The sequence below is a fragment of the Rathayibacter sp. AY1D2 genome (assembly GCF_002932695.1).
Classification (GTDB): domain Bacteria; phylum Actinomycetota; class Actinomycetes; order Actinomycetales; family Microbacteriaceae; genus Rathayibacter.
Genome location: NZ_PSVX01000036.1, coordinates 18,537 through 42,082, shown reverse-complemented (window position 1 = coordinate 42,082; position 23,546 = coordinate 18,537). Strand labels below are relative to the sequence as shown.

Here is a 23,546-nt window from a genome sequence, read left to right as displayed (position 1 = left end):
GCTCGCCCGGGTAGTTGAGCAGCAGGACGTCGCCGCTCTCGGCGAAGGCGTCGGCGCTGGGCGCCGCCCCGGGGTCGAGGGTGGTGAGGGCGGCGTTCCACTCCGCGGTGAAAGAGTCGCGCACACGCTCGCAGAGGGCGCGGAGCGCATCGAGGTCGTCCGGCTCCGGAGCGAAGGCGTCCGGCCAGACCGGGGGGAAGCCGTAGACCTCGCCGGGCACCGTGAGCGCGCTGGGGTGGCCGAGCACGACGTCGCCGTAGGGCACGCGGAGTGCCTTCAGCGCCACGCGCGCGGTGAAGGCGAGGTGGTCGACCACGATCGCGTCGGGCTGCACCTCGTCGAGGATCACGCGCAGGCGCGCGGCGACGCCGGCCGGATCCCAGAGCAGGTCGGTGAGCCGCTCCCGTGCCTGGTAGGCGAGGGTCGGGACCATCCCGCGCCGGGTGGCGTCGAAGAAGCCGCGGAGGGACGCGCCCTCGTCGGGCGCCTGCTCCTCCGCGCGGATCGTGCCCGAATTGGAGCCGCGCCCCAGCCGGAGCGCGACGTGCTCGAATCCGAAGCCGTCCACGATGGAGCGCGTCGCGTCGCCGGTGGCCACGACGACGCGCCCGCCCGCCTCCTGCCACGCCGTGCCGAGGGTCGCCAGCGGCAGCAGGTGCGACGCGTAGTCGGGGCTGATGATCAGCAGGGTCACGAGGCCCCCAGCACGAGCGGCGAGCGGAGGGGACGCTCCTGGTCCGCGGTCGCGTGCGCGTAGACGCCCGAGAGGGCATGAGCCATGGCCTGCACCGTGTAGCGCTCGGCGACCATCGCGCGCCCGCGGGCCGCGGCGTGCTCGCCGAGAGGCCCTCCTGCGAGATCCAGTGCGGCGGCGGCGCCGGCGGCGAGTGCCGCGGGGTCGGCGGTGTCGACCAGGAAGCCGGTCTCCCCCTCCTCGACGTAGGTCGCGGGCCCGCCTGTCGCCGGAGCGACGACGACCAGTCCTGCGGAGAGCGCCTCGAGGAGGGCGATGCCGAACTCCTCCTTGACGCTCGCGCAGACGTAGGCGCCTCCCGGAGCCGAGAGCCCCGGTCGGCCGTGCCGGATCGCGCCGAGCCAGCGGGCCACGGTCCCGTTCGGGCGGTGGCCGGCCAGGAGCAGCCCGTCGGACGCGACGGCGCGGATGCGGTCGAGCTGCTCGCGCTCGTCGGGACTCGGGTCGGCGAGGTCGCCGCCGACCAGGAGCAGGTTGGCGCGCTCCCGGAGCGAGGGGTCGGACGCCCAGGCCTCGGCGAGCGCCGCCATTCCCTTCACCCGGTGCAGGCGGCCCACGCTGAGCAGCAGCGGGAGGCCGCGGCGGTGCTCGGGCAGCTCATTCAGCAGGAGGTCGAGCGAGGCCAGGTCCCCGCCCTCGTCCAGCGCGACCGGCTCACCGGCGGCGGAGGCCCGTGCGGCCGCCTCGCCGCGCTCGACCAGGCCGACGTCGATCCCCTCCGGGACGATCGTGTGCCGCTCCGGGTGCGCGGTGATGTCGACGCCGATCAGCTCGCGGATGGTCGCCGCCAGCTCCTCCCGCGGGAACAGGACGGTGTGCGCGGCGTCGGCGGCCAGGCGCTGCACCAGGCGCACGCGGAACCAGAAGTGCTCGGCGGCGTCGCGCTCGCCGAAGTCCGCGCGGGTGAGGGCGCCGGAGGCGTCCAGGCCCGCGATCAGGGCGTGCGGGTCCGGAGCGAGGGTGAACACGACGGGGATCTCGAGCTCCCGGGCGACCGCGGCCGCCGCGAGGGATCCGACGTCCGCCATGCGCAGGTGCAGCACGTCGACCCGGCCGGCCGCGCGCAGGATCCGGCGGATGCCGCGCTCGGCGGCGATGCGACGGCTCCACGCCTGAGGCATGGCCACGGGCAGCCCCACGAACGGGACCGGAGCGAAGCCGTGGCCGGAGTCGGGCAGCTCGCCGAGCGCGCGCTCGGCCTCGGCCGGAGTCCCGCGCGAGAGCGTGAGCACCCGGTCGATGCCCTCCTGCTCGACGAGCGAGTCGCCCAGGCGCACCAGCAGGGTCGCGATGCCGCCGTTGTCGCCCGCGCCCACCCGCGTCAGGGTGCCGTCGATGTCGGCGTGGACGAAGAGCTGCGCGACCGTCGGCCCGGCCTCCACGGCCGGTGCGGGGGCGAGGTCTCCGAGGGCGAGCCGGGCGAGGGGCCCGATCGGCGCCGCCTCCTCGGCCAGGCCGGTGAGCAGGAGCTCGGCGTCGTCGGAGCCGCGCTCGCCGAGCGCGTCCGTCGCGGCGGCCCGCGCCTCCAGCCCCTCCGCGCGATCGGCGGCCACGTGCAGGAGGGTGCGCTCGGCGATCGCGCCGGGCACGAGGCCCAGGGTCTCGACGAGCCGTGCCCGGGCCGCCGCTTCGCGCTCGCCGAGCAGCGCGCCCTCGAGCGCGACGGCGACGAGGTCGGGGGTCGAGGAGGCCCAGAGCAGGACGGTGCGCTGCGCGAGCATGCCGGAGAAGCCGCCGTCGCGGACCAGGCGCAGCAGCGGTCCGAGCGCAGCGGGGCGGGGCAGGCGCCCGCCGAAGGCCCAGGCGGCGTGCTCGCGGAGGTACGGGCGCTCGTCCTCGAGCAGCATCAGCAGCGCGAGGTCGGCCTCCTCGTCGAAGACCTGCGCGAGCGAGTGCACGGCCGCGATCGCGGTGAGCTGGTCCGAGGGGTCCAGAGCGGCGCGGGTGAGCAGGCGCACCGCGCGGCCGCCGCCGTCGCTCACCGCGGCGACCGTCAGCTCATCCGCCATCCGGACGGCCTCGAGCAGAGTGGGAGCGGCGCGTACGGCGTCGAGAGCGGTCTGCGTGGCCATGGTTCACCTGGTCTGTCGGAGTGGAGAGTGCGACGGAGCGCGACTCCCGACCGCTGGAGCGGCCCAGGAGGAGCGGGCCGGTACCGAGCATGCCGCGTGGGCGGCTGGGATTTCGCCACTTGCGTCGGATCTCCTCCCGCGGTACGGCCTCCTGTCAAGGGGGTGATGGCCGCAGTTCGTTTGCGCAACGCGCGAGGACCCTCAGCCGCGGGTCCACTCCAGGAGCCGCTCGACCGGCCAGGTGGTCACGATCCGCTCCTCCGGGACGCCGAGCCGCTCCGCCCGCTCGGCTCCGTAGTCGAGCAGGCCCAGCTGGCCCGGAGCGTGCGCGTCGCTGTCGATCGAGAACAGGCAGCCCTCCTCGAGCGCGAGCGCGATCAGCTCGTCCGGCGGATCCTCGCGCTCGGGGCGGGCGTTGATCTCGACCGCGGTGGAGTGGTCGGCGCACGCCTGGAACACGGCCCGGGCGTCGAAGGTCGACGGCGGGCGGGTGCCGCGCTCGCCCGACACCAGCCGCCCCGTGACGTGGCCGAGGACGTCGGTCCGCGGATCCGAGGCCGCCGCGACCAGCCGGGCCGTCATCTCACGGGAGGGCAGCCGCAGCTTCGAGTGGGCGCTCGCGACGACCACGTCGAGGCGGTCCAGCAGCTCGTCCGTCTGGTCGAGCGCGCCGTCCTCGAGGACGTCGACCTCGATCCCGCTGAGCAGCCGCAAGGTCCCGGTGTCGAGGCCCGCGAGATGGGCCAGCTGCTCCTCCAGCCGCTCCGCGCTGAGACCGTGGGCGACCCGGAGCCGCGGCGAGTGGTCGGTGAGCGCCAGGTACTCGTGGCCGAGCGCGCGGGCCGCGTCCGCCATCGCGAGGACGGGCGTCGCCCCGTCGGACCACTCGCTGTGGCTGTGGAGATCGCCGCGCAGCCGTCCCCGCAAGGCGCTCGCGGGCGGAGGAGCCGAGCCGCGCAGCTCCGCGAGGTAGTCGGGCACCCGGCCCGACCGCGCCTGCTCGATCACCGTGAAGGTCGTGTCGCCGATCCCGGAGGCCCGCCGCACGAGGGCGAGGTCGTCCCGCTCGGCGGACGCCATCCCCTCCAGCACCGCGGCCGCCCGGCGGAACGCCTTCGCCCGGTAGCGGGAGGCCCGCTCCCGCTCGAGCAGTGCTGCGATCTCCTCGAGTGCCGCGATCGGGTCCATGCGCCCGGTCTACCACGGCGCCCGCCGCGGCCTCACCCCCTCGACGGCGGCCTCGGCTCCGGCCCCCGGCCTCATCCCGCCTCGGCCCGCCCCGGTCCCGGCCCCTCGACGCTGGGAACCGGCCGAGCCCCGTTGCCGGCCGCAGCGATCGAGATATATCGTGACCCTCGTCCACTCGCGATGTATCGCGTTTCAGAAAGGCACTCCGGTGCAGGAGGAGGAGCTCATGTCCCTCGAGAAATGGCTCGTACAGGCCGGCGAGACGAAGGTCATCGACCTCGACGTCGTCCGCTCGGTCAAGGTCGCCCTCGTCGGCGGCCAGATCGACGTCATCGCCCACGACGAGCCGACCGCCCGCGTGGAGGTCCACAGCGTCGACGGCCGCCCGCTCAAGGTCTCGATGGACGGCGACCGCCTCGAGATCGACCACGTCCAGCTCCGCTGGGACACCATCGTCGACGTCGTGAAGGGCCTCGGCCGCCGCGGCGACCGCGCCGACATCAGCCTCCTCGTCCCCCGCGGCGTCGACCTCAAGTTCGACACCGTCTCGGCCGACGGCCTGGTCTCGGGCCTCCACAGCGACGCCCGCGTCTCGACGGTCGGCGGCGACATCGTCGTCGACGGCCTGCACGGCGACATCGAGGTGAACACCGTCCACGGCGAGCTCTCGGTCCGCAGCCACACCGGCCGCGTCACCGCGCGCACCGTCTCCGGCGACGTCACCGCGACCGGCGAGCTCACCCGCTTCACCGTCGACGGCGTCTCGGGCAGCGTGTTCGTCGACGCCGAGGGCACCCCCGACCGGATCCAGGCCAACACCGTCAGCGGCGACCTCACGATCCGCGTCGACGAGGGCCTCGGCGCCCGCTACCGCATCAACACCGTCTCGGGCACGCTCCAGCTCGACGGCTCCGTCGTCAAGGGCACCTTCGGCCGGGGCTTCACCTCGACCACGGGCTCGCTCGACTCGAAGTGGGTCGACGTCGCCGCCAACTCCGTCTCGGGAGACGTGGTCGTCGTCCGCCGGTCCGTCGCCGCGTCCTCCGCCTCGGTGGGCGAGGGCTGGGGCTCTCCCGGCACCGGCCCCGCCGACGACCGCCGCCCGATGGACGGGAGCTCGCTGTGAGCCCCGTCTTCGCGCACGGCCGCCTGCGCCTCTACCTGCTCAACCTCCTCGCCGAGTCGCCGCGCCACGGCTACGAGCTGATCCAGGCGCTCAGCGAGCGCTTCGGCGGCACCTACGCGCCCAGCGCCGGCACGGTCTACCCGCGCCTCGCGAAGCTCGAGGAGGAGGGACTCGTCACGAAGGAGGCCGACGGCCGCAAGACCGTCTACTCCATCACCGACGCCGGCCGCGCCGAGCTCGCGAACCGCGCGACCGACCTGGGCGACATCGAGGAGGAGCTCACCGATTCCGTCCGCCGGCTCGCCGACGAGGTCCGCCTCGGCGTCGCGGAGGCGATGAAGAGCCTCCGCGCCGACCTGGCCAGCGCCGCGCGCGACTCGCGGGAGCCCGGACGCCGACCGGAGCACTCCGCCGAGGAGCCGCGCCCGCAGGACACGTCCGGCACCCCCTCCGAGCAGCCCGCGCCGGAGCAGGCCGCGCCGGCCTCGCCCGACGCGCGCACCGCCTCGCGGATCGCCCTGCGCGACGCCGAGGTGCTGCTCACCGAGTTCCGCGACGAGCTGCGCGCGGAGCTGCGCACCGCCGCCTCCTCGGGATCCGTGACGACCGCGAGCGTCGACGCCCTGCGCGCCGCGCTCGACGAGGCCCGCGCCTCGGTCCGCTCCACCCTGGACTGAGCCCGGACACCGTACCGCCGAGAGGGCGGGGATCCCGCCCGGGGTCCCCGCCCTCCCGGTGCTACTGCCGCCCGACCGCCAGCGCCTCCTCCTCCACGTCGAGGAACGCCAGAGCGCTCACCACCGCCGGCTCCTGGTACCGCCCCTCGGAGCGCGCGCGGAGCACCGCCTCCCGCTCGGCCGCGATCATCACGCGCCGGAGTCGGTTGTAGGCCTGCGGGAGCGGCTCCACGCCCTCGCCCTCCGGCGGGTTCTCCAGGGCGTCGGCGAGGAACGTCGCGTTCCGCCGCAGCCGGTCGAGCACGCGGTCCTCCACTCCGTCCTGCGGCTCCGCGTCGAGCCGGGCGAGCCCGGCGGCCTGCGCCTCGGCGAGCAGCATCTGCTTCTCGACGTGCTCCTGCATCTCGTTCGGGGCCGGCAGCTTCAGGGCGCGGACGAGCCGCGGGAGCGCGAGCCCCTCGACGAGCGTCCCCGCCACCACGATGAAGGCGAGGAACTGCAGGAACGCGCGCTGCGGCGTCTCCGCGGGCAGGAGGAACGCGGCGGCGAGGGTGACCACGCCGCGGATGCCCGCGAACGAGACCCCGATCGCGGTCGGCCAGGTCCACCCGCGCTGCTGCAGCCGGCGCGGACCGTGCCGGAACAGCAGCGTCGTCATGCACATCCAGGCCACGCGGCTCCCGACCAGCGCCGCGAGCACGGCCGCGCCGATGCCGACCGTCTGCCAGACCCCGATGCCCGAGTCGGCCGTCGCCTCCACCACCGACGAGAGGCTCAGCCCGATGAAGAGGAACACCGCGTTCTCGAGCAGGAACTGGATCGTCCGCCAGTTGAGCGACTCCGCGATCCGCGCCTGCGCCGACTGGATGACCGGCGCCCGGTAGCCCAGGTAGAGCCCCGCGACCACGACCGCCAGCACCCCGGAGCCGTGCAGCAGCTGCGCCGGGATGAACGCGACGTAGGGCGTCACCAGCGAGAGGCTCGTGTCCAGGACGGACGACTGCACCTGCTTGCGCAAGAACCCGAGCAGCACGGCGATGCCGATCCCGACCCCGCCGCCCACCGCCACGGCCAGCACGAAGTCGAGCGCGATGCGCCCGGGAGTGACCGTGCTGACGATCGCCAGGAGGGAGGCGTTCAGCGCCACCAGCGCGGTCGCGTCGTTGAGGAGGCTCTCGCCCTCGAGCACCGTGAGCATGCGCCGCGGCAGGCGGAGCCGCCCCGCGATCGCCGTGACCGCCACCGCGTCCGTGGGCGCCACGATCGCGCCGAACGCGAGGGCCGCGGCGACCGTGATCGCCGGGACGACCATCCAGGCCACCGCGCCGACCACCGCGACCGTGAAGACGACGAGCCCGACCGACAGCAGGAGGATGCTGTCGCCACGAGCGCGGACGTCGAGGACGGAGGTGCGGATCGCCGCCGCGTAGAGCAGCGGCGGCAGGATCCCGAACAGCACCACGTCCGGCTCGACCACCACCTCCGGGATCCCGGGGACGAAGGAGGCGAGGGCTCCGACGGCGACGAGCGCCACGGGAGCGGACCAGTTCACCCGCCCCGACAGCCCGGTGACCAGGACGGTCACCACCACGAACGAGACGATCCAGACGATCGCGACGACGGGCTCCTCCATCGCGTCACTCCTCCCGGGCGTCCGCGCGCCACGGCCCCATTGTGGCCGCCCGGAGAGCAGCCCGGACAGCCGCCGGGAGGGTGCGGCTAGCGGCCGGCCTCGTGGATGTCGCGCGCCTTGGTGACCTTCGCCGGGTCCACCGGGTTCATGCCGAGGACGATCTTGCCGCGCGAGTGGCGCTTCTCGAGGTCGTCGAAGGCGTCCTGCACCTGGTCGAAGGGGTAGAAGCCCGAGACGAGCACCCGCAGCTTCTGCTCGCCGACGAGGCCGACCAGCTCGCCGAGGATCTCGGTGTCGCGCTGGGCGGTCTCGGCGTCGGGCCAGACGGCGCGCAGCTCGATCTCCTTGCGGTCGTCGCTGGAGTGGAAGCGGCCCGCCGCGATGCCGAGCTCGTCGGCGAGGGCGTCGTTCTCCCCGCCGAAGTTGTCGAGGAACACCGTGACCCCGCCGGGCGCCGCGGCCCGAATGCGGTCGGCGATCCCGTCGCCGTAGACCACCGGCTTCACGCCGATCTGGCGGAGGTAGTCGAAGTTGCGCTCGCCGCAGGTGCCGATCACCGTCGCGCCGCGGAGCTTCGCCAGCTGGATCTCGAGACTGCCGACTCCTCCGGCCGCCGCGGAGACGAGGACGGTGTCGTCGGGTCCCACATGCGTGGCCTCCAGCGCGCGCCACGCGGTCACTCCGGCGAGGAACAGCGCGCCGCCGACCTCCCAGCTCACGGAGGCGGGCTTGGCGACGAGGTTGCGGCGCGGCACCACGACGTGGGTCGCGTGGGAGCCGACGAGCGCGTGGCCGACCACGTCGCTGCGGAGCTTGATGTCGGTGACGCCCTCGCCGAGGGCGACGACGACGCCCGAGAAGTCGGTGCCCTGGCGCATCGGGAAGGCCGCGGAGTGGTCGGAGTCGAACTGGCCCTGCCGGATGAACGCCTCCATGTGGTTCACCCCGGCGGAGAGCACCTCGACCAGCACCTCGCCCGCCCCGGGCTTCGGCCGCTCGACCTCGACGATCTCGAGGACGTCCGCGTCGCCGAAACGGCTGTACTGGACTACGCGGGCGGCGGTGGGGCTCAGACGGGACATGCGCTCATCATCCGCCCCCGCCGCCCGAAGCCCCCGACCCCCGAACGGGGGCGTGCGACTCAGGAGGGGTCGCTCGGGCAGTACAGCTGGGTGCGCGGACCGGAGCGGTCGATGACGTGCTCGGACATCGGCCGACCGCAGAGCGGGCACGCCTGCCCCGCGGGCGCCTCCTGCTCGGGCTGGTCGTACGGGCCGAGCGGCGGCGGGCCGATCCAGGGGAACAGCCGCGCGTTGAAGCGCTGGTAGAGGGAGCCGGTCTTCTTCCGCGTCATATCCTTAGTGTACTAACCATCAGGGCACGATGAGAGGATGACGCCGTGGAAACCGACCCGCTCGCCCTCCAGAACCAGGTCTGCTTCTCCCTCGCCGTCGCGGCGCGCACCGTCATCGGGCTGTACCGCCCCGTGCTCGAGCCGCTCGGACTCACGCATCCGCAGTACCTCGTGATGCTCGCGCTCTGGGAGCGCAGCCCCCGCTCGCTCGCCGACCTCGGCTCCGCCCTCCGCCTCGAGCCGGCCACGCTCAGCCCGCTCGTGAAGCGCCTGGAGGCGAGCGGCCACGTCACGCGCGCCCGGAGCAGCGACGACGAGCGCCGACTCGACGTCGCGCTGACCCCCTCCGGAGCGGCCCTCCGCGAGCAGGCCCTGCAGGTTCCTCCTCAAATCGTGGAGCGGCTCGACGTCCCCCTCGAGGAGCTCATCGCGCTCCGCGACAGCCTCACCGGCCTGATCGGAGCCGCGACCCGCGACGGCCGCTGACCCCCCGCTCGGGGCGCCGGCCGCGAGCACGCCGGCCGCCGCTCCCCGCCGCACCGGGAAACTCCCGGTCACAGGGCGGGATCAGCCTCCGCTCGGCCCGCTCCCGGCCGTCTTGACTGCCCCCTCGTACGGAGTAGTGTCATCGCTCGTGACACACGAGGGCCCCCCGTCCGCCGCGGACGGATCGTCGGCCGACGCGACCGAGCTGCGCACCGCCAAGCACTTCTTCATCGGCGAGCCGCTCCCCAGCGACAAGCTCGAGGGACAGCTGCTGCAGAAGCGGCTCGCGCTCCCCATCTTCGCCAGCGACCCGCTCTCCTCCGTGGCCTACGCGCCGCAGGAGCTGCTGATGATCCTGCTGCTCGGCGGGCTCTCCTTCCTCACCTTCGCCCCCTGGGTGGCCGCATGCGTGGTCGTCCTCCTCGTCGTGGTGGTGCTGAGCTACCGCCAGCTGATCCGGGCCTACCCGTCCGGCGGCGGCGACTACGAGGTCGCCCGCACCAACCTGGGCGAGACGGCGGGCCTCACGGTCGCCGCCGCCCTCCTCGTGGACTACGTGCTCACCGTGGCCGTGTCGGTCGCCTCCGGAGTCGACAACATCATCTCCGCGGTGCCCGAGCTGGCGCCGCTGCGGGTCGAGCTGGCCATCCTCTTCGTCGTGCTGCTGGCGGCCGTGAACCTCCGCGGCGTCTCGGAGTCGAGCCGCGCCTTCGCCGTCCCGACGTACCTCTTCGTCGCGAGCGTCTTCGTCATGGTCGTCGTCGGCCTGGTCCGCACCGCCTTCGGCGACACCCCGGTCGCGGAGTCGGCGGGCTTCACCGTGCAGGGCGAGCAGCTCACGCAGGCGGCCGTCGTCCTCCTGCTGCTGCGCTCCTTCGCCAGCGGCTGCGCGGCGCTCACGGGCGTCGAGGCGATCTCGAACGGCGTGCCCGCGTTCCGCGCCCCGAAGGTCAAGAACGCCCAGCGCACCCTCGTCGCGATGGGCACGATCGCGATCGTGCTCTTCGTCGGCCTGACCGCCCTCGCCCTGCTCTCGAACGTGCACTACGCCGAGAACGCCTGCCATCTGGTGGGCTTCGCCGACTGCGCCACGACCCCGCAGCGCTCCGTGATCGCGCAGGTCGCCGCCGCCACGTTCGGCAACAACACGATCCTGTTCTTCATCATCCAGGCCGCGACCGCCGCCGTCCTTCTCCTCGCGGCGAACACCGCGTTCAACGGCTTCCCGCTGCTGGGCTCCGTGCTGGCTCGCGACGGCTACGCGCCCAAGTCGCTGAACACCCGCGGCGACCGCCTCATCTACTCCAACGGAGTGATCATCCTGGCGCTCGTCGCCGCGATCATCCTGCTCGTCTACCAGGCCTCGCTCACGAGCCTCGTGCAGCTGTACATCATCGGCGTCTTCGTCTCGTTCACGCTCGGGCAGTCGGGCATGGTCAAGCACTGGGTGCGGATGATCCGCAACGGCGAGGGCTCGCGCACCGTCTACACGAGCCTGGCCATCAACCTGTTCGGCGCGACGCTGACGTTCGCGGTGCTCGTCGTCGTCACGATCACGAAGTTCACCCACGGCGCCTGGCTCGTCTACCTGGTGATGCCGATCCTCGGCGTCCTGATGGCCGGCGTCTACCGCTACTACCGCGACGTCGAGAAGGAGATCGAGGTCGACCCGACCACGACCTTCGGCGCCAACGGCGACCACGCGATCGTGCTGGTGGGCCGGATGAACAAGCCCACGCTGAAGGCGCTCGACTACGCCATCGCGGCGCGGCACGAGACGCTGGAGGCGGTGCACTCCTCCATCGACGACGCGCAGACCGCGCAGCTCAAGGCCGACTGGGCGCAGATGGACATCGAGGTGCCGCTGCGCTGCGTGGCCTCTCCCTATCGCGACATCTCGTACCCGCTGATCAAGTACATCAAGGCCCACCGCCTCGAGCACGGCTCCGAGATCACGACGGTCTACATGCCGCAGTACATCGTCGGGCACTGGTGGGAGGCGTTCCTCCACAACCACAAGTCGCGGCGGATCCGCCAGAAGCTCCTGCTGGTGCACGGAGTGACGGTGGCGCTGGTGCCGTGGCTGCTCGACTCGTCCGAGCTGATCTACGGACGCCGCTCCCGGCCGATCCCCGGCCAGACGCGCCGCGGCGAGCCTGTGCGCCCGGTGACCCGCCGCCCGATCCCGCCCGCGTCCTCGCTCCCCCAGGGGGCCGCCGGCGAGGGCGCTCCGCGCATCCCGCAGCGCCCGGCCGCGCAGAACCGGCCGCGCTCGAAGCGGCGCTGAGGCGGCGGGAGCTCCGAGCCGGCGGGGGCCCGGAAACGGGTAGAGGGCCCGCGGCGTGTGCCGCGAGCCCCCGATTTCCCCTTAGTGCCTTCCCCCGAAGGCGGCCCGCCCCAACGGGCCGTGTCCGACGCTATCGGTGGGCTATGCACCGGCGCATCCTCCTCGCGACGGATGCCCGTGCTCCCTTGAGACGACAGGCTCGTCCTCCGCCGTCTCAGACGACGGCCCCGCGCACCCCTCGGCCGGTGAGCCACCAGACCGCCGCGACGGCGACCGCGGCCGCCGCGCCGCCGCCCACGAGCAGGATCGCCGCCCGCACCACGTGGGCCCGGTAGGCGGCGTCGAGCGGATCGATGCCCGCCCCCGCCAGCACGATCCCGGCGGGCACCACCGCGGCCGCGAGCACCACGGCCGCGGCCGCGATGCGCACCGGCTGCAGGCCGTCGGAGCGGAGCTTCCGGGGACGGCGACCGACGTACCAGACCACCGCGCCGATCCCGAGCCCGAGCAGCCCGAGCACGCCGCTCGCGTACTGCGCCCATCGGAAGCCGGGGAAGGACCCGAGCTCCTGCTGCAGCAGCGGGATCGCCGAGACGAAGAGGCCGCCCCTGTGGGTGAAGCCGTCCCACATCACGTGGCTGGCGGCTCCGATGGCGATGCCGGCGGCCGCGAAGACGAGCACGCGGATCCACTCGGCGGCCCCGCGGGGCGGCGAGCGCCGGGGACGCAGGCGCGAGCGGACCAGCGCGGGCGCGAGGTCGCGCCAGGCCGGAGCGACGACCGCGCTCCACAGCACGAGGCCGAGCATTCCGAGCAGCAGGTCGACGGTGACGACGCCGAGGAGGGAGTGGGTGGACTCGCGGGCGACGGCGATCGGGAGGTACATGCCGATGTCCGGGACCATCGCGCCGATGGCCACGGCCGCGGCGGGGATCCGGCCGTACGAGAACGCGAGCGCGACGACGGCGTGGCTCGGCGTGAAGGGCATGACACGCACGCTATCCCGGCAACGCGACCGGCGAGTGTCCGCGTCGCGAAGCGCGCGTCACCGATCGCGGTCCGGCTCCTGCGCTCCGCTCCGGCTCGTCGGCCTCCCGGGGCCGGCGGTCAGCCCGAGGAACGTGATCCCCAGGACGAGGAACACCGGCCAGACCGGATTCCCGAGGACCGCGAAGACCGCTCCCGCCGCGAGGAACAGCGGACCCGTGACCGCGTTCCAGCGCCGGGACGCCTCCTCCGACGACATCCGACCCGAACCCTTCCCGTCCTGTGCGCGCGCCATCCCTCCACGCTAGATCGCCTCCGCGGGGCCCGCCTCCCCCGTCCGGCGGAGCCGCGCGCTCGGGGAGCTCCGAGCGCGGCGACCGTAGAATCGTCCGGAAGTCCGGCCCTCCGGGCCCAGCGGCGACGGATCGGAGCGGGTGTGCGGAAGGCGTTCGCGATCCTCCGCCTGGCCCTCGCCGGGCTGGGCGCGGTCGGACTCGTCGGCGACTTCTTCTACACCCTGGGCTTCCGCGCGTTCCAGATCGACAACTTCTTCGCCTACTTCACGACGCAGTCGAACATGGCCGGGGTCGTGGTGCTGGGCCTGTCCGGCCTGGTCGCCCTCGCGCGCGAGCGGGAGCCGCGCTGGCTCAGCACCGTGCGGGCGCTCGTGCTCACCTACATGGTCGTGTCGGGGATCGTCTTCGGGCTGATCGCGGTGGAGGCCAACAACCGCGGCGTGCGGGTCGACGTGCCCTGGTCGAGCGCGCTCCTGCACTTCGTGATCCCGACGCTCGCGATCCTCGACTGGATCCTCGGACCCGGCCGCCGCCCGGTCGCCTGGCGCGGGGCGCTGACCGTGCTCGGCTTCCCGATCGTCTGGGGCGTCATCACCCTGGTCCGCGGGGCCCTCATCGGCTGGTACCCTTACTTCTTCCTCGACCCCGGCCAGGTCGACGGCCCCGTGATGTTCGTGCTCTACGACGTGATCGTGCTGAGCCTGATCTCCGGCATTGCCGCGTTCGTCCTCGCGCTCAGCCGGGTGCGGCCGCTCGGGGCGGCGCACGCGTCGGAGTGGAGGGGCCCGCTGGCGCGGCTCCGCGAGCTCGTCAGCCGGGGACGACGGCGAACGGCTCGAGCGCCGTCTGCGCGAGGGTGACCAGCTCGTCGTCGCTGAGGTCCTGCAGCGAGAGGGCCTGATCCGCTCCGACCAGCCCGACGAGCACCGCCTCGCCGGTCGACGGCTGAAGATTGAGCCACTCGGTGATGCCCGCCTCGGAGCCGACGAGCGACCAGCGCGCGGGGGCGTCGGCCTCCCAGAACGCCTCGTCGAAGCGCAGCCACAGCGTCTCGACGACACCGGAGCCGAGGGCCGCGACGGCCGCGCGCTGCGCGAACGGGAGCGGCGGGTCGAAGGCGATCGCGTCCGTCTGGAGCACCCCGATCGGCACGGTGACCAGCACCCGGTCGGCTGTGAACGACTCGCCGGTGCCCAGGCGGATGCTGACGCCGGTCTCCGTGTAGCCGATGCCGCTCACCACGGCGCGCAGCGAGACCTCGACGTCAGCGAGCAAGGTGTCGACCAGGGGCGCGAGCCCGTCGGTCAGCAGCGCGTCGCCGGAGTCGTCGCTCAGCTCCTCCGCGGTCGTGGCGGCGGAGGCGTCGCCCAGTCCGTACCAGGAGGAGAGCTCCTCGGGAGCGGCGCCGGTGCGCAGCGCGGTCGTCCCGGCGAGGTGCGCCGCCACGCGGGCGACGTCGCCGTCGCCGGAGCCCGGCTCGGCCTCGGCGGGATCGGGCGCTCCGGAGCCGGCGAACGACTCGGCGAGCGCCAGATCCTCCGGCTGCTCCGCTCCCCACTCGAGAGCACGGGTCAGGGCGTCGGCACCCGTGGTGCCGGTGTCGAGAGCCGCGCCGTCGGCGTCGCTCGAGCGGACGTCGGCGAGGTCGACCGCGGTCGTGACCACGCCCGCGTCCGCGATGCTCTCGCGCAGGGCGGCTCCCGCGCCGGTGAGGGCCCAGGCTCCGGTCTCGACGGCGATCGGCCAGCCGTCCGGAGTCGCGGTGGCGATGCGGCCGCCGGTGCGCTCGCGCGCCTCGACCACGGTGACGTCGAAGCCCGCGTCGGACAGGCGCCGCGCGGCGACCGCTCCGGCGAGACCGGCCCCGACGATCGCGATCCGCTCGCCCTCGTCGGCGACGGCGCTGATCTCGGCGGCCGCGCGGACCCCGGAGCTCCAGGCGCCCTGGAGCGTGCCGGGCGCCTCCGTGTCGGTGGCCTCGCCCGCGAGGAAGACGCGGTCGAGGACCGCGGTACCCAGGTCGGTGCGGTGCTGCGGCGTCGCGCCGACGGGCAGGTAGGAGACGGAGCCGAGCGCGTACGGATCCTCGGCCCAGGCGGAGCGCACGAAGGCGGCCGGCGCGGGGACGGCGGTGGTGCTCGGCGTGGGCACGGGGGCCTTCGTGACCGAGCGGGTCGGCGTCGGACGCGACGGCGTGCAGCCCGCGAGGGCCAGGAGCCCGACTCCCGTGGCGGCTCCCGAGAGGAAGAGGCGGCGTCCGATCGTCATCCCGGACATCCTACGTTCTCGGCGTTCGGCCGGGGCGGCGCGGTGCTGACCCCACCCGGGCACGCGGCCCACTTCGAGGTGCTGGGTGACGGCGGGACGGCGAGCGGATAGCGTCGGGGCAGCGCGGACCGGACCGCGGCGACGGGGGACGCGGCATGGACACGACTCGGACGCGGACCGCGACGACGACGGCCGGGGCCCCTCCCCGCAGTCACCTCCACGCGGTGCTGCTCGGCGCGCTGGGCATGATCGTGGTCCCGCTGCTCATCGTCCTCGCGACCACGGCCTGGTCCTCCCCCGGACCGGAGGAGTACGTCCGCATGGCGCTCGGCTCGGTGGTCGCGGCGTGCGTCTCGGTGGTCGGCGCCTGGTGGCTCGCCTTCGAGCGGCGCAGCGCCGGGGCACCCGGTCGCACCTGGTTCTGGGGCGTCGCCTGCCTCGTCACGGTCAGCGCGGTCTCGACCGTCGGAGCCGCCGCCGACCGCCTCACCGGCCTGATCGCGGGCTGAGCGGGTGGACGTCCTGGCGCGGTCACCGCGCTCGCCTCACTCCTCGGCGACCGCCCCGATGGTCCCGAATCCCTCCTCGAGCGAGCGGCAGCAGCATCGGCGCCGGTGATCGCCCCGACGAGACGACCGAGCGGCTCCGGCTGTTCCGTCCCGCCGAGAGCGATCTGGACGAGCTGTGGCGGCTGTACTCCGACGAGCGGATCGCGGCGGGCGACCCCCTCCTCCGGCACGACTCCGTCGAGCAGACCCGGGCGGTGCTCGCCCGCCGGACGGCGCAGTGGGCACGGGACGACCTCAGCAGCTGGGTCGTCCGGCTGCGGAGTCCCGAGGGCGGCGCGGACGGCGCGATCGGGATCGGCGGATGCACCCTCCTCGCCGACACGGCCTGGAACGTCGCGTTCACCGTCCATCCGGACCACTGGGGCAGGGGGTACGCCCAGGAGGTCGCCTCCGCAGGGATCGCTCGGGCGCGGCGGCTCCGGCCGGAGCTCCCCGTGACCGCGGTCGTCGCGGAACGGAACGAGCGATCGCACCGCACGGTCGCTCGACTCGGTCTCGAACGGAGGTGGGCGGGCCCCGATGCGCACAGCCCCGACCCCGCGGCTCGCATCGTGCTCTACTCCGACCGCCTCCTCTCCGAGGACGAGATCGGCCGCCTCACGAGCTGAAGGAGCCGTGTGTCGCGGATCGCCGCTGGCAGCAGCGGAACCGAGACGCCTGTGCGAGACCGGGACGTCACGTTCCGGTGCGCCTCCTGGCCCCATCTTTCTTCCCGGCGGGCGGCGCTGCGCACGAGTGGGTGGGTGGGCGGCGCGGCACTCGCGCCGACCCCTCTCGCGATCGCGCTCGGCTGGCGAGTCGGGGCAGGAAGGGCGCGGAGGTACTCGCCGGACCGGGCATCCGAAGCCGGTCGCCGCGAGGGGCGTTAGCGTCGTCGGATGGCGAGCATCACGTACCCCGCGCCCCTCCGCGTCGGAGGCCGGGTGGAGGTGCCCGCGCCCTCGATGGGAGTCCCCGCGCACCTGCACGACCGGCTGCAGGACGCCGCGCGCCGACTCGGCTCGGCGGGCTACGACGTTCGGCTCAGGCCGCACGCCCTCCTCGGCGGACTCGCTCCGGCGTCCGCCGAGGATCGGGCGGCCGACCTGCACGACGCCTTCCGGAGCGGGGACGCGGTCCTTCCTCCATGGGGCGGCGAGCTCGCCGTCGAGCTGCTGGAGAGGCTCGACTGGCACGCCCTCGCGGAGGCCCGGCCCTGGTTCGTCGGCTGGTCGGACGTCTCGACGCTGCTCCTGCCCCTGACGACGACGACCGGGCTCGCGACGATCCACGGCGCCAATCTGATGGACGAGCCGTGGGAGCTGCCGGTCGGGTTCCACCGCTGGACGGAGGTCGCCGGCCTCGAGCCCGGAGCCGCGTTCACGCAGCACGCCGCGCCGCGACGCCGGAGCCGTCCGTGGGGTGCGTGGGCGGACGAGCCGCTCGACCGCGATCGGGCCTACGAGGAGCCGACCCGCTGGCGCTCGCTCGACGGGTCAGCGGACGCGGCGATGTCCGGCCGCTTGATCGGCGGATGCCTCGAGACGGTGTCCCTGCTCGCGGGCACGCCCTACGGCGACGTTCCGGGCTTCGCTCGCCGGCACGCGCCGGAGGGCACCGTCGTCTACCTGGAGGCGGCCGGGTCCGACTCCGTCTCGGTGCTCCGGATGCTCACCTCCCTCCGCCTCGCGGGCTGGTTCGAGCAGGCGACCGGCGTCCTGATCGGCCGGACCGCGGGCGCGTCCCTGCCCGAGCTGAGCCAGGAGGACGCGGTGCGGCGCGCACTCGGCGATCTCAGCGTGCCGGTGATCCTCGACGTCGACACCGGGCACCAGCCGCCGCAGATGCCCCTGGTCAACGGCGCGCTCGCCGAGATCGCGCTGAGCGGGCCGACGGCCTCGATCACGCAGAGGCTCGTGCCCTGACGGCGCGTGCGGAGAGATCCCGTCGAGCAGTGCCGCCGCCTCGAGGCAAGGCCGCCGCCGCCCCGGCCCTCCTCCGCCCGCCGAGCGCAAGGCCGAGCGGCGGGGAGGCGCCGAGTGGTAGACCTGGGGGCATGAGCAACGACATCCGCGCACTCGCCGAGGGCGAGAGCTACCTCGCCTTCTTCCAGGGCGGGCCGTTCGACGGCCAGACCGAGAACCGCGTCAGCACCGAGGGAGGCTACGAGAAGGAGGTCGACGTCTACGCCGCCGTCGACGGCCAGGAGACGCACCTCGTCTACAACGCCGTCTCCGCGAAGGAGGTCGGCGAGGCGGTCCACGTGACCTACTCGATCGACACTCCCGACTCCGACCCGATCGAGGACCCGGAGGACCGTGGCGGCGGATTCCAGTAGTCCGCACCACTCTTCGGATGCCGCTCCGGCGTCGCGCTCAGCGCGGCCGGGGCGGCATCGGCATGTGAGGACGCGCCACTCCGGGGACGACGCCTCCCGCCGCTCCTAGGATGATGGTTCCTCACTGTCTCGGCCGATTCAGGTCCGCGTTCCTCGGGAGCCGCCGTGTCCGATCCGCTGATCCACCCGATGCCCCTCCGCGGCGACTCCGCCCGGCACTGGCTGCGGGCCCGCCACGCCGAGGCCGGGCCCGACCCCGCCCTCGCCGTCACTGGGCAGGAAGCGGCCGCCGAGGGCGTGCTCCTTCGCCGGATCTGGCACACGGCCGGCACGATCGACTTCCGCCCGAGCCCCCGCGCCGACCCGGGGTCGGTGGTGCTCCTGCTCCCGCTCGAGGGCGCGTTCACCGTCGCCAGTCGGGAGGAGCGCGAGTTCGTCGGCCGCGGCACCCTCGCGGTGCTGCCCGCCCGATCGGGAGCGACGATCAGCACGAGCGCTCCCAGCTCCCGGCTCGTCCTGGTCGTGCGGCCCTCGGGCGACGCGGATCCGCCCGCCGGCCTCACCGTGGTCTCCTCCCCCGCGGCACCGGTGCTGGTCGCCGCCGCGAACGCCGTGCTCGACGCCGGGCTGCCCCTGAGCGCTGGGCTGCACGCGGCGCTGCAGGGGCTCGCCGCGGCCGTCGTTGCGGACTGACGGGAGCTGTCAACCCTCCCCGCCCCGGCCATCCGCTCGCAGGGACGTCCTCGAACATCGAGTGACGCCGATCGTCGGCGCCGGAAGGAGCACTCGCCATGGCCGAGATCACCGCCCACCACGGACTCTTCAAGGACACGGACCTGCACGTCGACGACACCGGCGGATCGGGCCGCCCCGTGGTCCTCATCCACGGCTGGCCCCTCTCGGGCGAGTCGTGGAAGGAGCAGGTCCCCGCGTTCGCCGAGGCCGGCTACCGCGTCGTCACCTACGACCGCCGCGGCTTCGGGCGCAGCGACAAGCCGCTCACCGGCTACAGCTACGACACGCTCACCGAGGACCTGCACACCCTCCTCACCGAGCTCGACCTGCAGGACGTCACCCTGGTCGGCTTCTCGATGGGCGGCGGCGAGGTCGCCCGCTACTTCACGAAGTACGGCGCCGATCGCCTGCACAGCGTCGTCTTCGCCTCGGCCGTCCCGCCGTACCTGATGAAGACGGACGACAACCCGGACGGCCCGCTCGAGAAGGCGCAGGCCGCGCAGATGACCGCGGGCCTCACGAAGAGCGAGGACGACTTCTACGACCAGTTCACCACCGACTTCTTCTCGGTCGACGGCGTGCTGAAGGTGACGGAGGAGCAGCGCCAGGAGGCGATCGCTCTGGCGAAGCAGTCGGCCAAGCACGCCGCCCTCGCCTGCATGACGGCGTTCGCGACCACCGACTTCCGCGAGGACCTGCCCAACGTGTCGGTGCCCGCGCTCGTCATCCACGGCGACGGCGACGGCACGGTTCCGTTCGAGGGCTCCGGCGCCCGCACCCACGCGGCGATCCCCGGCTCCGAGCTGCACGTCGTCCACGGCGCCCCGCACGGAGTGACCGTGAGCCACCCGGAGGAGTGGAACCGCGTCGTCCTGGAGTTCCTCGCGAAGTAGCGGCGGCACTCCCGCATGCTGGTCGAGCAGCCCCGCAGGGGCGTATCGAGACCCGTCGCACGGACACGGATCTCGATACGCGCCCTGTGCGCTGCTCGATCAGCAGGAACCGGTCACCCACGCGTGATGCTCGCTCAGCAGGAGCCGGAGCCCCCGCGTCAGCCCTTCTCCGCGCCCTCGGTCGTGTTCATGATCCGCCGCTGGAAGACGAAGAACAGCACGGCCACCGGGATCGACATCAGCACCGCGGCCGCGAGCTGCAGCGGGTACTGGTTGCCGGTGCCCAGCTGCTGCCCGCTCTGGAGGCGGCGCTGCGCTGGCTCCGCGACGACGGCGACCCGGACGGCGACGGGTTCCTCGAGTACGTCGACACCACGGGGCACGGGCTCGCCAACCAGGGCTGGAAGGACTCGGGCGACTCGATCCAGTGGCGCGACGGCACGCTCGCCGAGGGTCCGATCGCGCTCTGCGAGGTGCAGGCCTACGCCCACGAGGCCATGGCAGGCGGAGCGGCGCTGCTCGAGCACCTCGGCCGCGACGGCTCGGAGTGGCGCGAGGCGGCGTCGACGCTGAAGGCGCGCTTCGCGGAGGCGTTCTGGATCGACGACGCCGACGGCGGCTACCCGGCGATCGCGCTCGACGCGGCCGGGCGCCCGGTCGACACGATCACCAGCAACCTCGGCCACCTCCTCGGCACCGGCATCCTCTCCCCCGAGCACGCCGCCCGGGTCGCCGAGCTGCTGGTCTCCCCCGGGCTCGACTCGGGCTTCGGCCTGCGCACCCTGGACACCGGCTCGGGCGGCTACTGGCCGCTGTCGTACCACGGCGGCTCCGTCTGGGCCCACGACACCGCGATCGCCGTCACCGGGCTCGCCCGGGAGGGCTTCGGGGCGGAGGCGACGACCCTCTCGCGCGGACTGATCGCCGCGGCCGAGAGCTTCGGCTACCGGATGCCCGAGCTGCACTCGGGCGACCCCGCCGCCGAGGTGCACGCGCCGGTGCCGTACCCGGCGGCCTGCCGACCGCAGGCCTGGTCGGCGGCCGCCTCCGTCGCCGTGCTGTCGGTGGCGCTGGGGCTCGCTCCCGCAGGCGACACCCTGGTCGTCGCGCCGCTCTCGCCCGCGCTCGCCGGGCGGATCCGCGTGGACGGGATCCGCTACCGCGGCTCGGTAGTGCCGGTGGACTGGGACGGTAGGATCTGAGGCGCCGCGCCGCTCTGGGCAGACCGGCTCAGAGCAGACCGGCTCAGGGACTGCGCGCTCAGGGCAGACGCGCCACGACCGCGCGCGCGATGCGCCGGCCCGAGCGGTTCGCCCCGATGGTCGAGGCCGTCGGGCCGTAGCCGGCGAAGAAGACGCGCGGATCCGTCAGCGAGGCGCCGTCGGCGACCGCGATGCCGCCCTCGCGCTCGCGCAGCCCGAGTGGAGCGAGGTGGCGCAGCTCCGGCCGGAAGCCCGTCGCCCAGATGATCGCGTCGGCGCGCGTGAAGGAGCCGTCCGGCCAGCGCACGCCCTCCTCCTCGATCGACGAGAACATCCCCCGCTCGTGCAGGAGCCCGCGCTCGATCCCGGCGACCACCCGGCGGGTGCGCTGCACGCCCGTGCCGCCGACGATGCTCGGGAGGGGCAGGCCGGCGCGGGCGGCGCGGTCCTGCTCGGCCACCGCCTCCACCGCCGACTCCATCGCCAGCTGCTCGCCGTCGTGGTAGACCACCGGTCGCCGCGTCGCCCACGTCAGCGAGCGCGCCACCCGCTCGAGCTCCAGCAGGAAGCCGATCGCCGAGGTGCCGCCGCCGACCACGAGCACCTGCTTCCCGGCGAAGTCCTCGGCGCGGACGTACTCGGTCGGGTCGATCTGCACGCCGCGGAAGCGGTCGCGCCCGGGGTAGTGCGGGACGAAGGGCGATCCCCAGGTGCCGGTCGCGTTGACGAGCAGGCTCGCGCGCTCGACCGCGCGGTCGGACTCGACGACGAGCGGCGACCCCGTGTCGTGCGGCGTCGCACTCGTGACGCGCCGCACCGACTCCGGACGGCGGATCTCGAGACCGAGCTCCTCCTCGTAGCGCCCGTAGTACTCGCGGACCACGTCCCGTGCCGGTCGCCGGTGATCGGCCGTGCGGAACGAGAACCCCATCCGCTCCATGCCCGGGAGATCGTGCACGCGGTGCGCGGAGCCGAGCCGCAGGGCCTCCCAGCGGAACTGCCAGGCCCCGCCGGGCTCCGGACCGCGGTCGAGGACGATCAGGTCGCGCCCGGGGACGAGGCCGAGACGGCGCAGGTAGTAGGCCACGGACAGACCCGCCTGGCCCGCGCCGATCACCACGACGGGACACGGTGGGGCGACGCTGTCCACGGTGCTCCTGACGCGGTCGAGGATGGGCGGCCGTCCGGCAGATCGAGGCCCGGGGTGGCGTGTCCCCCGTCTGCTAAACTACCGCGTAGATTTCAACTTTCCCTGTCTGCTCTTTTCCCCAGCCGGCTCACTGCCCGTCTGGCCTGTCATCGTGAGGGGGTCACCCATGGGGCGCGGCCGTCAGAAGGCGAAGAACACCAAGATCGCCCGTGAGCTGAAGTCGTTCAGCCCGGCGGTCGATTACAGCGCGCTCGAGCGCGAGCTCAGCCACCCGGACGAGCCGGACTACTCGAAGTGGATCGACGCCGAGGACGACGGCGACGACACGGACCTCGTCGAGGAGCCGCACCAGAAGCGTGCGTGACTCCTCCCGTGAATCGGGGCCGCTCCCTCGGGGCGGCCCCGATTCGCGTGCGGACGGGGATCCGGCGGGTGAGGGACCCGACCTGGAGCGCGGGTCGCTCGGCTGCGCACGTTCTCCCGCTTTCCGCCACTGAGTGCAGAATGTCGGTGCCCCCTGGGACACTGACCGAATGAGCACTTCCCCGTCCGCACGGCTGCCCGTGTGGCAGTCGGAGCGTCGCGGGAACGACCTCGACGAGGCGCGCGACTTCTACGCCGGCTCGTACAACGGCTCCGGCTTCCGGGCCGAGCGCTCGGTCGTGCCGTTCGCGTTCCGCTACACGACGACCGGGCCCGGGCCCGTCAGCCTCCACTCCGCCTCCTTCCTGGGCCGGGTGCGCGGCACGGTGGCCCCGAGCGACGTCTACGTCGCCCTCTGGCTGACCGCCGGGCGCGCCTCCCTCGATCTGGGGCGCGACGAGCACCGCCTCGTCGTCGGCCGCCCGGCCATGTTCCCGAGCGGCCGGCCCTTCGGCTTCGAGGCCCTCGAGTACCGCGACGCGCTCGTGCACTTCGAGGCCGCCCACCTCGAGGCGATCGCCGCGGAGCTGCACGGCACCGAGCCCGGCCCGCTGCGGTTCGCCCCTGTGGCGCGCGACACGACCGCCTGGTGGGCGGCGATCCGGCTCCTGCGCGACACCCTCGCCTCCGCGCACACGCCCACCGTGCTGCAGCGCGACGGCGTCGCCCGCATCGCCGCGCTCGCCGCCCTGCAGACCTTCGCCCACCGCATCGCCCCGCTGCCGGCCGTGCCGCCCTCGGTCAGCGCGCGGCGCCTCCGCCGGGCCGTGGAGTTCGTGCAGGCCAACGCCGATCTGCCCCTCGGAGTGGCCGACATCGCCGACGCAGCGGGGCTCACGGTCCGCGGCGTGCAGCTGGCGTTCCAGCGCGCCTTCGGCGAGACCCCGCGGCACTACCTGCGCGACGTCCGCCTCGAGCGCGCGCACGAGGAGCTCGTGTCCGGGTCGGCCGGCTCACTGGTGGTCGGCGACGTCGCCGCCCGCTGGGGGTTCATCAGCGGTGGCCGCTTCGCCCAGCACTACGCGACGCGCTTCGGCGAGCTCCCGAGCGAGACCCTTCGCCGCTAGTCCCGCCGATCCCCGACGGCGGTTCCGCCGAGGGGCGTTCGGGCGTACTGTCCGAGGACCGC

22 protein-coding genes and 3 pseudogenes are annotated in these 23,546 nt (G+C 73.9%); 14 read left to right on the top strand and 11 right to left on the bottom strand.

The features are described 5' to 3' along the window. The 3 genes and pseudogenes from C5D04_RS10995 to C5D04_RS10985 form a co-directional block, all read right to left on the bottom strand. Nucleotides 1–694 (bottom strand): annotated as a pseudogene (locus tag C5D04_RS10995) (glycosyltransferase); the annotation flags it as partial. Further along, nucleotides 691–2,826 carry a glycosyltransferase gene (locus tag C5D04_RS10990; RefSeq protein WP_104347688.1) on the bottom strand — a complete coding sequence of 712 codons (2,136 nt, stop codon included), beginning with the start codon at nucleotides 2,824–2,826 and terminating at the stop codon, nucleotides 691–693. The pseudogene C5D04_RS10995 and the gene C5D04_RS10990, both read right to left, overlap by 4 nt. Nucleotides 2,827–3,027: 201 nt before the next feature. After that, the gene (locus C5D04_RS10985; protein ID WP_104347687.1) at nucleotides 3,028–4,014 is read right to left on the bottom strand and encodes a PHP domain-containing protein; all 987 of its coding nucleotides are present in this window, start codon (nucleotides 4,012–4,014) and stop codon (nucleotides 3,028–3,030) included. Nucleotides 4,015–4,240: 226 nt separating this feature from the next. Between C5D04_RS10985 and C5D04_RS10980 the strand changes: the two genes are divergently transcribed. Together C5D04_RS10980 and C5D04_RS10975 are read left to right on the top strand one after the other, a co-directional pair. Continuing rightward, entirely contained in the window at nucleotides 4,241–5,140 is a 900-nt protein-coding gene (locus C5D04_RS10980) for a hypothetical protein (protein ID WP_244230533.1), read from the top strand. Continuing rightward, entirely contained in the window at nucleotides 5,137–5,817 is a 681-nt protein-coding gene (locus tag C5D04_RS10975) for a PadR family transcriptional regulator (RefSeq protein WP_104239545.1), read from the top strand. Before C5D04_RS10980 ends, C5D04_RS10975 begins: the two co-directional genes overlap by 4 nt. Nucleotides 5,818–5,878: 61 nt before the next feature. Here the strand turns inward: C5D04_RS10975 and C5D04_RS10970 are convergent, their stop codons facing one another. The 3 genes from C5D04_RS10970 to C5D04_RS10960 form a co-directional block, all read right to left on the bottom strand. Continuing rightward, nucleotides 5,879–7,450: a sodium:proton antiporter gene (locus C5D04_RS10970; RefSeq protein ID WP_104347686.1), complete on the bottom strand. Its 1,572-nt coding sequence runs from the start codon at nucleotides 7,448–7,450 to the stop codon at nucleotides 5,879–5,881. 86 nt (nucleotides 7,451–7,536) lie between these two features. Further along, the gene (locus C5D04_RS10965; protein WP_104223749.1) at nucleotides 7,537–8,532 is read right to left on the bottom strand and encodes an NADP-dependent oxidoreductase; all 996 of its coding nucleotides are present in this window, start codon (nucleotides 8,530–8,532) and stop codon (nucleotides 7,537–7,539) included. Between the two features lie 59 nt (nucleotides 8,533–8,591). Continuing rightward, nucleotides 8,592–8,804, bottom strand: a complete 213-nt coding sequence (locus C5D04_RS10960; protein WP_104223750.1) for a hypothetical protein — start codon at nucleotides 8,802–8,804, stop codon at nucleotides 8,592–8,594. Between the two features lie 45 nt (nucleotides 8,805–8,849). Between C5D04_RS10960 and C5D04_RS10955 the strand changes: the two genes are divergently transcribed. Beyond that, nucleotides 8,850–9,290, top strand: coding sequence for a MarR family winged helix-turn-helix transcriptional regulator (locus C5D04_RS10955; RefSeq protein WP_104263100.1), 441 nt, complete (start codon nucleotides 8,850–8,852; stop codon nucleotides 9,288–9,290). Nucleotides 9,291–9,438: 148 nt separating this feature from the next. Beyond that, entirely contained in the window at nucleotides 9,439–11,577 is a 2,139-nt protein-coding gene (locus C5D04_RS10950; RefSeq protein ID WP_374952928.1) for an APC family permease, read from the top strand. Nucleotides 11,578–11,791: 214 nt separating this feature from the next. On the opposite strand, the gene C5D04_RS10945 is transcribed toward C5D04_RS10950, so the two are convergent. After that, on the bottom strand, nucleotides 11,792–12,565 hold the full coding sequence (locus C5D04_RS10945) for a DUF4184 family protein (RefSeq protein ID WP_104347685.1): 774 nt from the start codon (nucleotides 12,563–12,565) through the stop codon (nucleotides 11,792–11,794). Nucleotides 12,566–12,622: 57 nt separating this feature from the next. Next, complete coding sequence (locus tag C5D04_RS10940) at nucleotides 12,623–12,859, bottom strand: hypothetical protein (protein ID WP_146076574.1); 237 nt, start codon at nucleotides 12,857–12,859, stop codon at nucleotides 12,623–12,625. Between the two features lie 141 nt (nucleotides 12,860–13,000). Between C5D04_RS10940 and C5D04_RS10935 the strand changes: the two genes are divergently transcribed. Next, nucleotides 13,001–13,720 (top strand): Pr6Pr family membrane protein, encoded by a 720-nt coding sequence (locus C5D04_RS10935; RefSeq protein ID WP_104233845.1) that lies wholly within the window; start codon nucleotides 13,001–13,003, stop codon nucleotides 13,718–13,720. Here the strand turns inward: C5D04_RS10935 and C5D04_RS10930 are convergent. After that, nucleotides 13,671–15,128, bottom strand: a complete 1,458-nt coding sequence (locus C5D04_RS10930; protein ID WP_181137699.1) for an NAD(P)/FAD-dependent oxidoreductase — start codon at nucleotides 15,126–15,128, stop codon at nucleotides 13,671–13,673. The two genes, C5D04_RS10935 and C5D04_RS10930, sit on opposite strands and share 50 nt — an antisense overlap. Before the next feature lie 155 nt (nucleotides 15,129–15,283). Between C5D04_RS10930 and C5D04_RS18690 the strand changes: the two genes are divergently transcribed. The 6 genes from C5D04_RS18690 to C5D04_RS10905 all read left to right on the top strand — a co-directional run bounded on the left by C5D04_RS18690 (nucleotide 15,284) and on the right by C5D04_RS10905 (nucleotide 19,642). Next, a complete protein-coding gene (locus C5D04_RS18690; RefSeq protein WP_258068895.1) occupies nucleotides 15,284–15,637 on the top strand; it encodes a hypothetical protein in 354 nt (117 codons plus the stop codon). Continuing rightward, nucleotides 15,544–16,305, top strand: coding sequence for a GNAT family N-acetyltransferase (locus C5D04_RS10925; protein WP_258068896.1), 762 nt, complete (start codon nucleotides 15,544–15,546; stop codon nucleotides 16,303–16,305). Before C5D04_RS18690 ends, C5D04_RS10925 begins: the two co-directional genes overlap by 94 nt. A 270-nt stretch (nucleotides 16,306–16,575) precedes the next feature. Further along, nucleotides 16,576–17,601 (top strand): S66 peptidase family protein, encoded by a 1,026-nt coding sequence (locus C5D04_RS10920; protein ID WP_104347682.1) that lies wholly within the window; start codon nucleotides 16,576–16,578, stop codon nucleotides 17,599–17,601. Nucleotides 17,602–17,732: 131 nt separating this feature from the next. Further along, nucleotides 17,733–18,014, top strand: coding sequence for an oligoribonuclease (locus tag C5D04_RS10915; RefSeq protein WP_104223758.1), 282 nt, complete (start codon nucleotides 17,733–17,735; stop codon nucleotides 18,012–18,014). Nucleotides 18,015–18,179: 165 nt separating this feature from the next. Then, complete coding sequence (locus tag C5D04_RS10910; RefSeq protein WP_104267867.1) at nucleotides 18,180–18,707, top strand: hypothetical protein; 528 nt, start codon at nucleotides 18,180–18,182, stop codon at nucleotides 18,705–18,707. Nucleotides 18,708–18,805: 98 nt separating this feature from the next. Next, the gene (locus C5D04_RS10905; RefSeq protein WP_104223760.1) at nucleotides 18,806–19,642 is read left to right on the top strand and encodes an alpha/beta fold hydrolase; all 837 of its coding nucleotides are present in this window, start codon (nucleotides 18,806–18,808) and stop codon (nucleotides 19,640–19,642) included. Nucleotides 19,643–19,800: 158 nt separating this feature from the next. Here the strand turns inward: C5D04_RS10905 and C5D04_RS10900 are convergent. After that, nucleotides 19,801–19,947: pseudogene (locus C5D04_RS10900) on the bottom strand (carbohydrate ABC transporter permease); the annotation flags it as partial. Between C5D04_RS10900 and C5D04_RS10895 the strand changes: the two are divergent. Then, nucleotides 19,930–20,844 (top strand): annotated as a pseudogene (locus tag C5D04_RS10895) (amylo-alpha-1,6-glucosidase); the annotation flags it as partial. The pseudogenes C5D04_RS10900 and C5D04_RS10895 sit on opposite strands and share 18 nt — an antisense overlap. Nucleotides 20,845–20,902: 58 nt before the next feature. Here the strand turns inward: C5D04_RS10895 and C5D04_RS10890 are convergent. Then, nucleotides 20,903–21,964 (bottom strand): NAD(P)/FAD-dependent oxidoreductase, encoded by a 1,062-nt coding sequence (locus C5D04_RS10890; protein ID WP_258068894.1) that lies wholly within the window; start codon nucleotides 21,962–21,964, stop codon nucleotides 20,903–20,905. Between the two features lie 196 nt (nucleotides 21,965–22,160). Here C5D04_RS10890 and C5D04_RS10885 point away from each other — a divergent pair, with 196 nt between their 5' ends. Both C5D04_RS10885 and C5D04_RS10880 read left to right on the top strand, forming a co-directional pair. Then, nucleotides 22,161–22,358 carry a DUF3073 domain-containing protein gene (locus C5D04_RS10885; protein WP_097167615.1) on the top strand — a complete coding sequence of 66 codons (198 nt, stop codon included), beginning with the start codon at nucleotides 22,161–22,163 and terminating at the stop codon, nucleotides 22,356–22,358. Nucleotides 22,359–22,527: 169 nt separating this feature from the next. Next, nucleotides 22,528–23,484, top strand: a complete 957-nt coding sequence (locus C5D04_RS10880) for an AraC family transcriptional regulator (protein ID WP_104288438.1) — start codon at nucleotides 22,528–22,530, stop codon at nucleotides 23,482–23,484. Nucleotides 23,485–23,546: the final 62 nt, after the last annotated feature.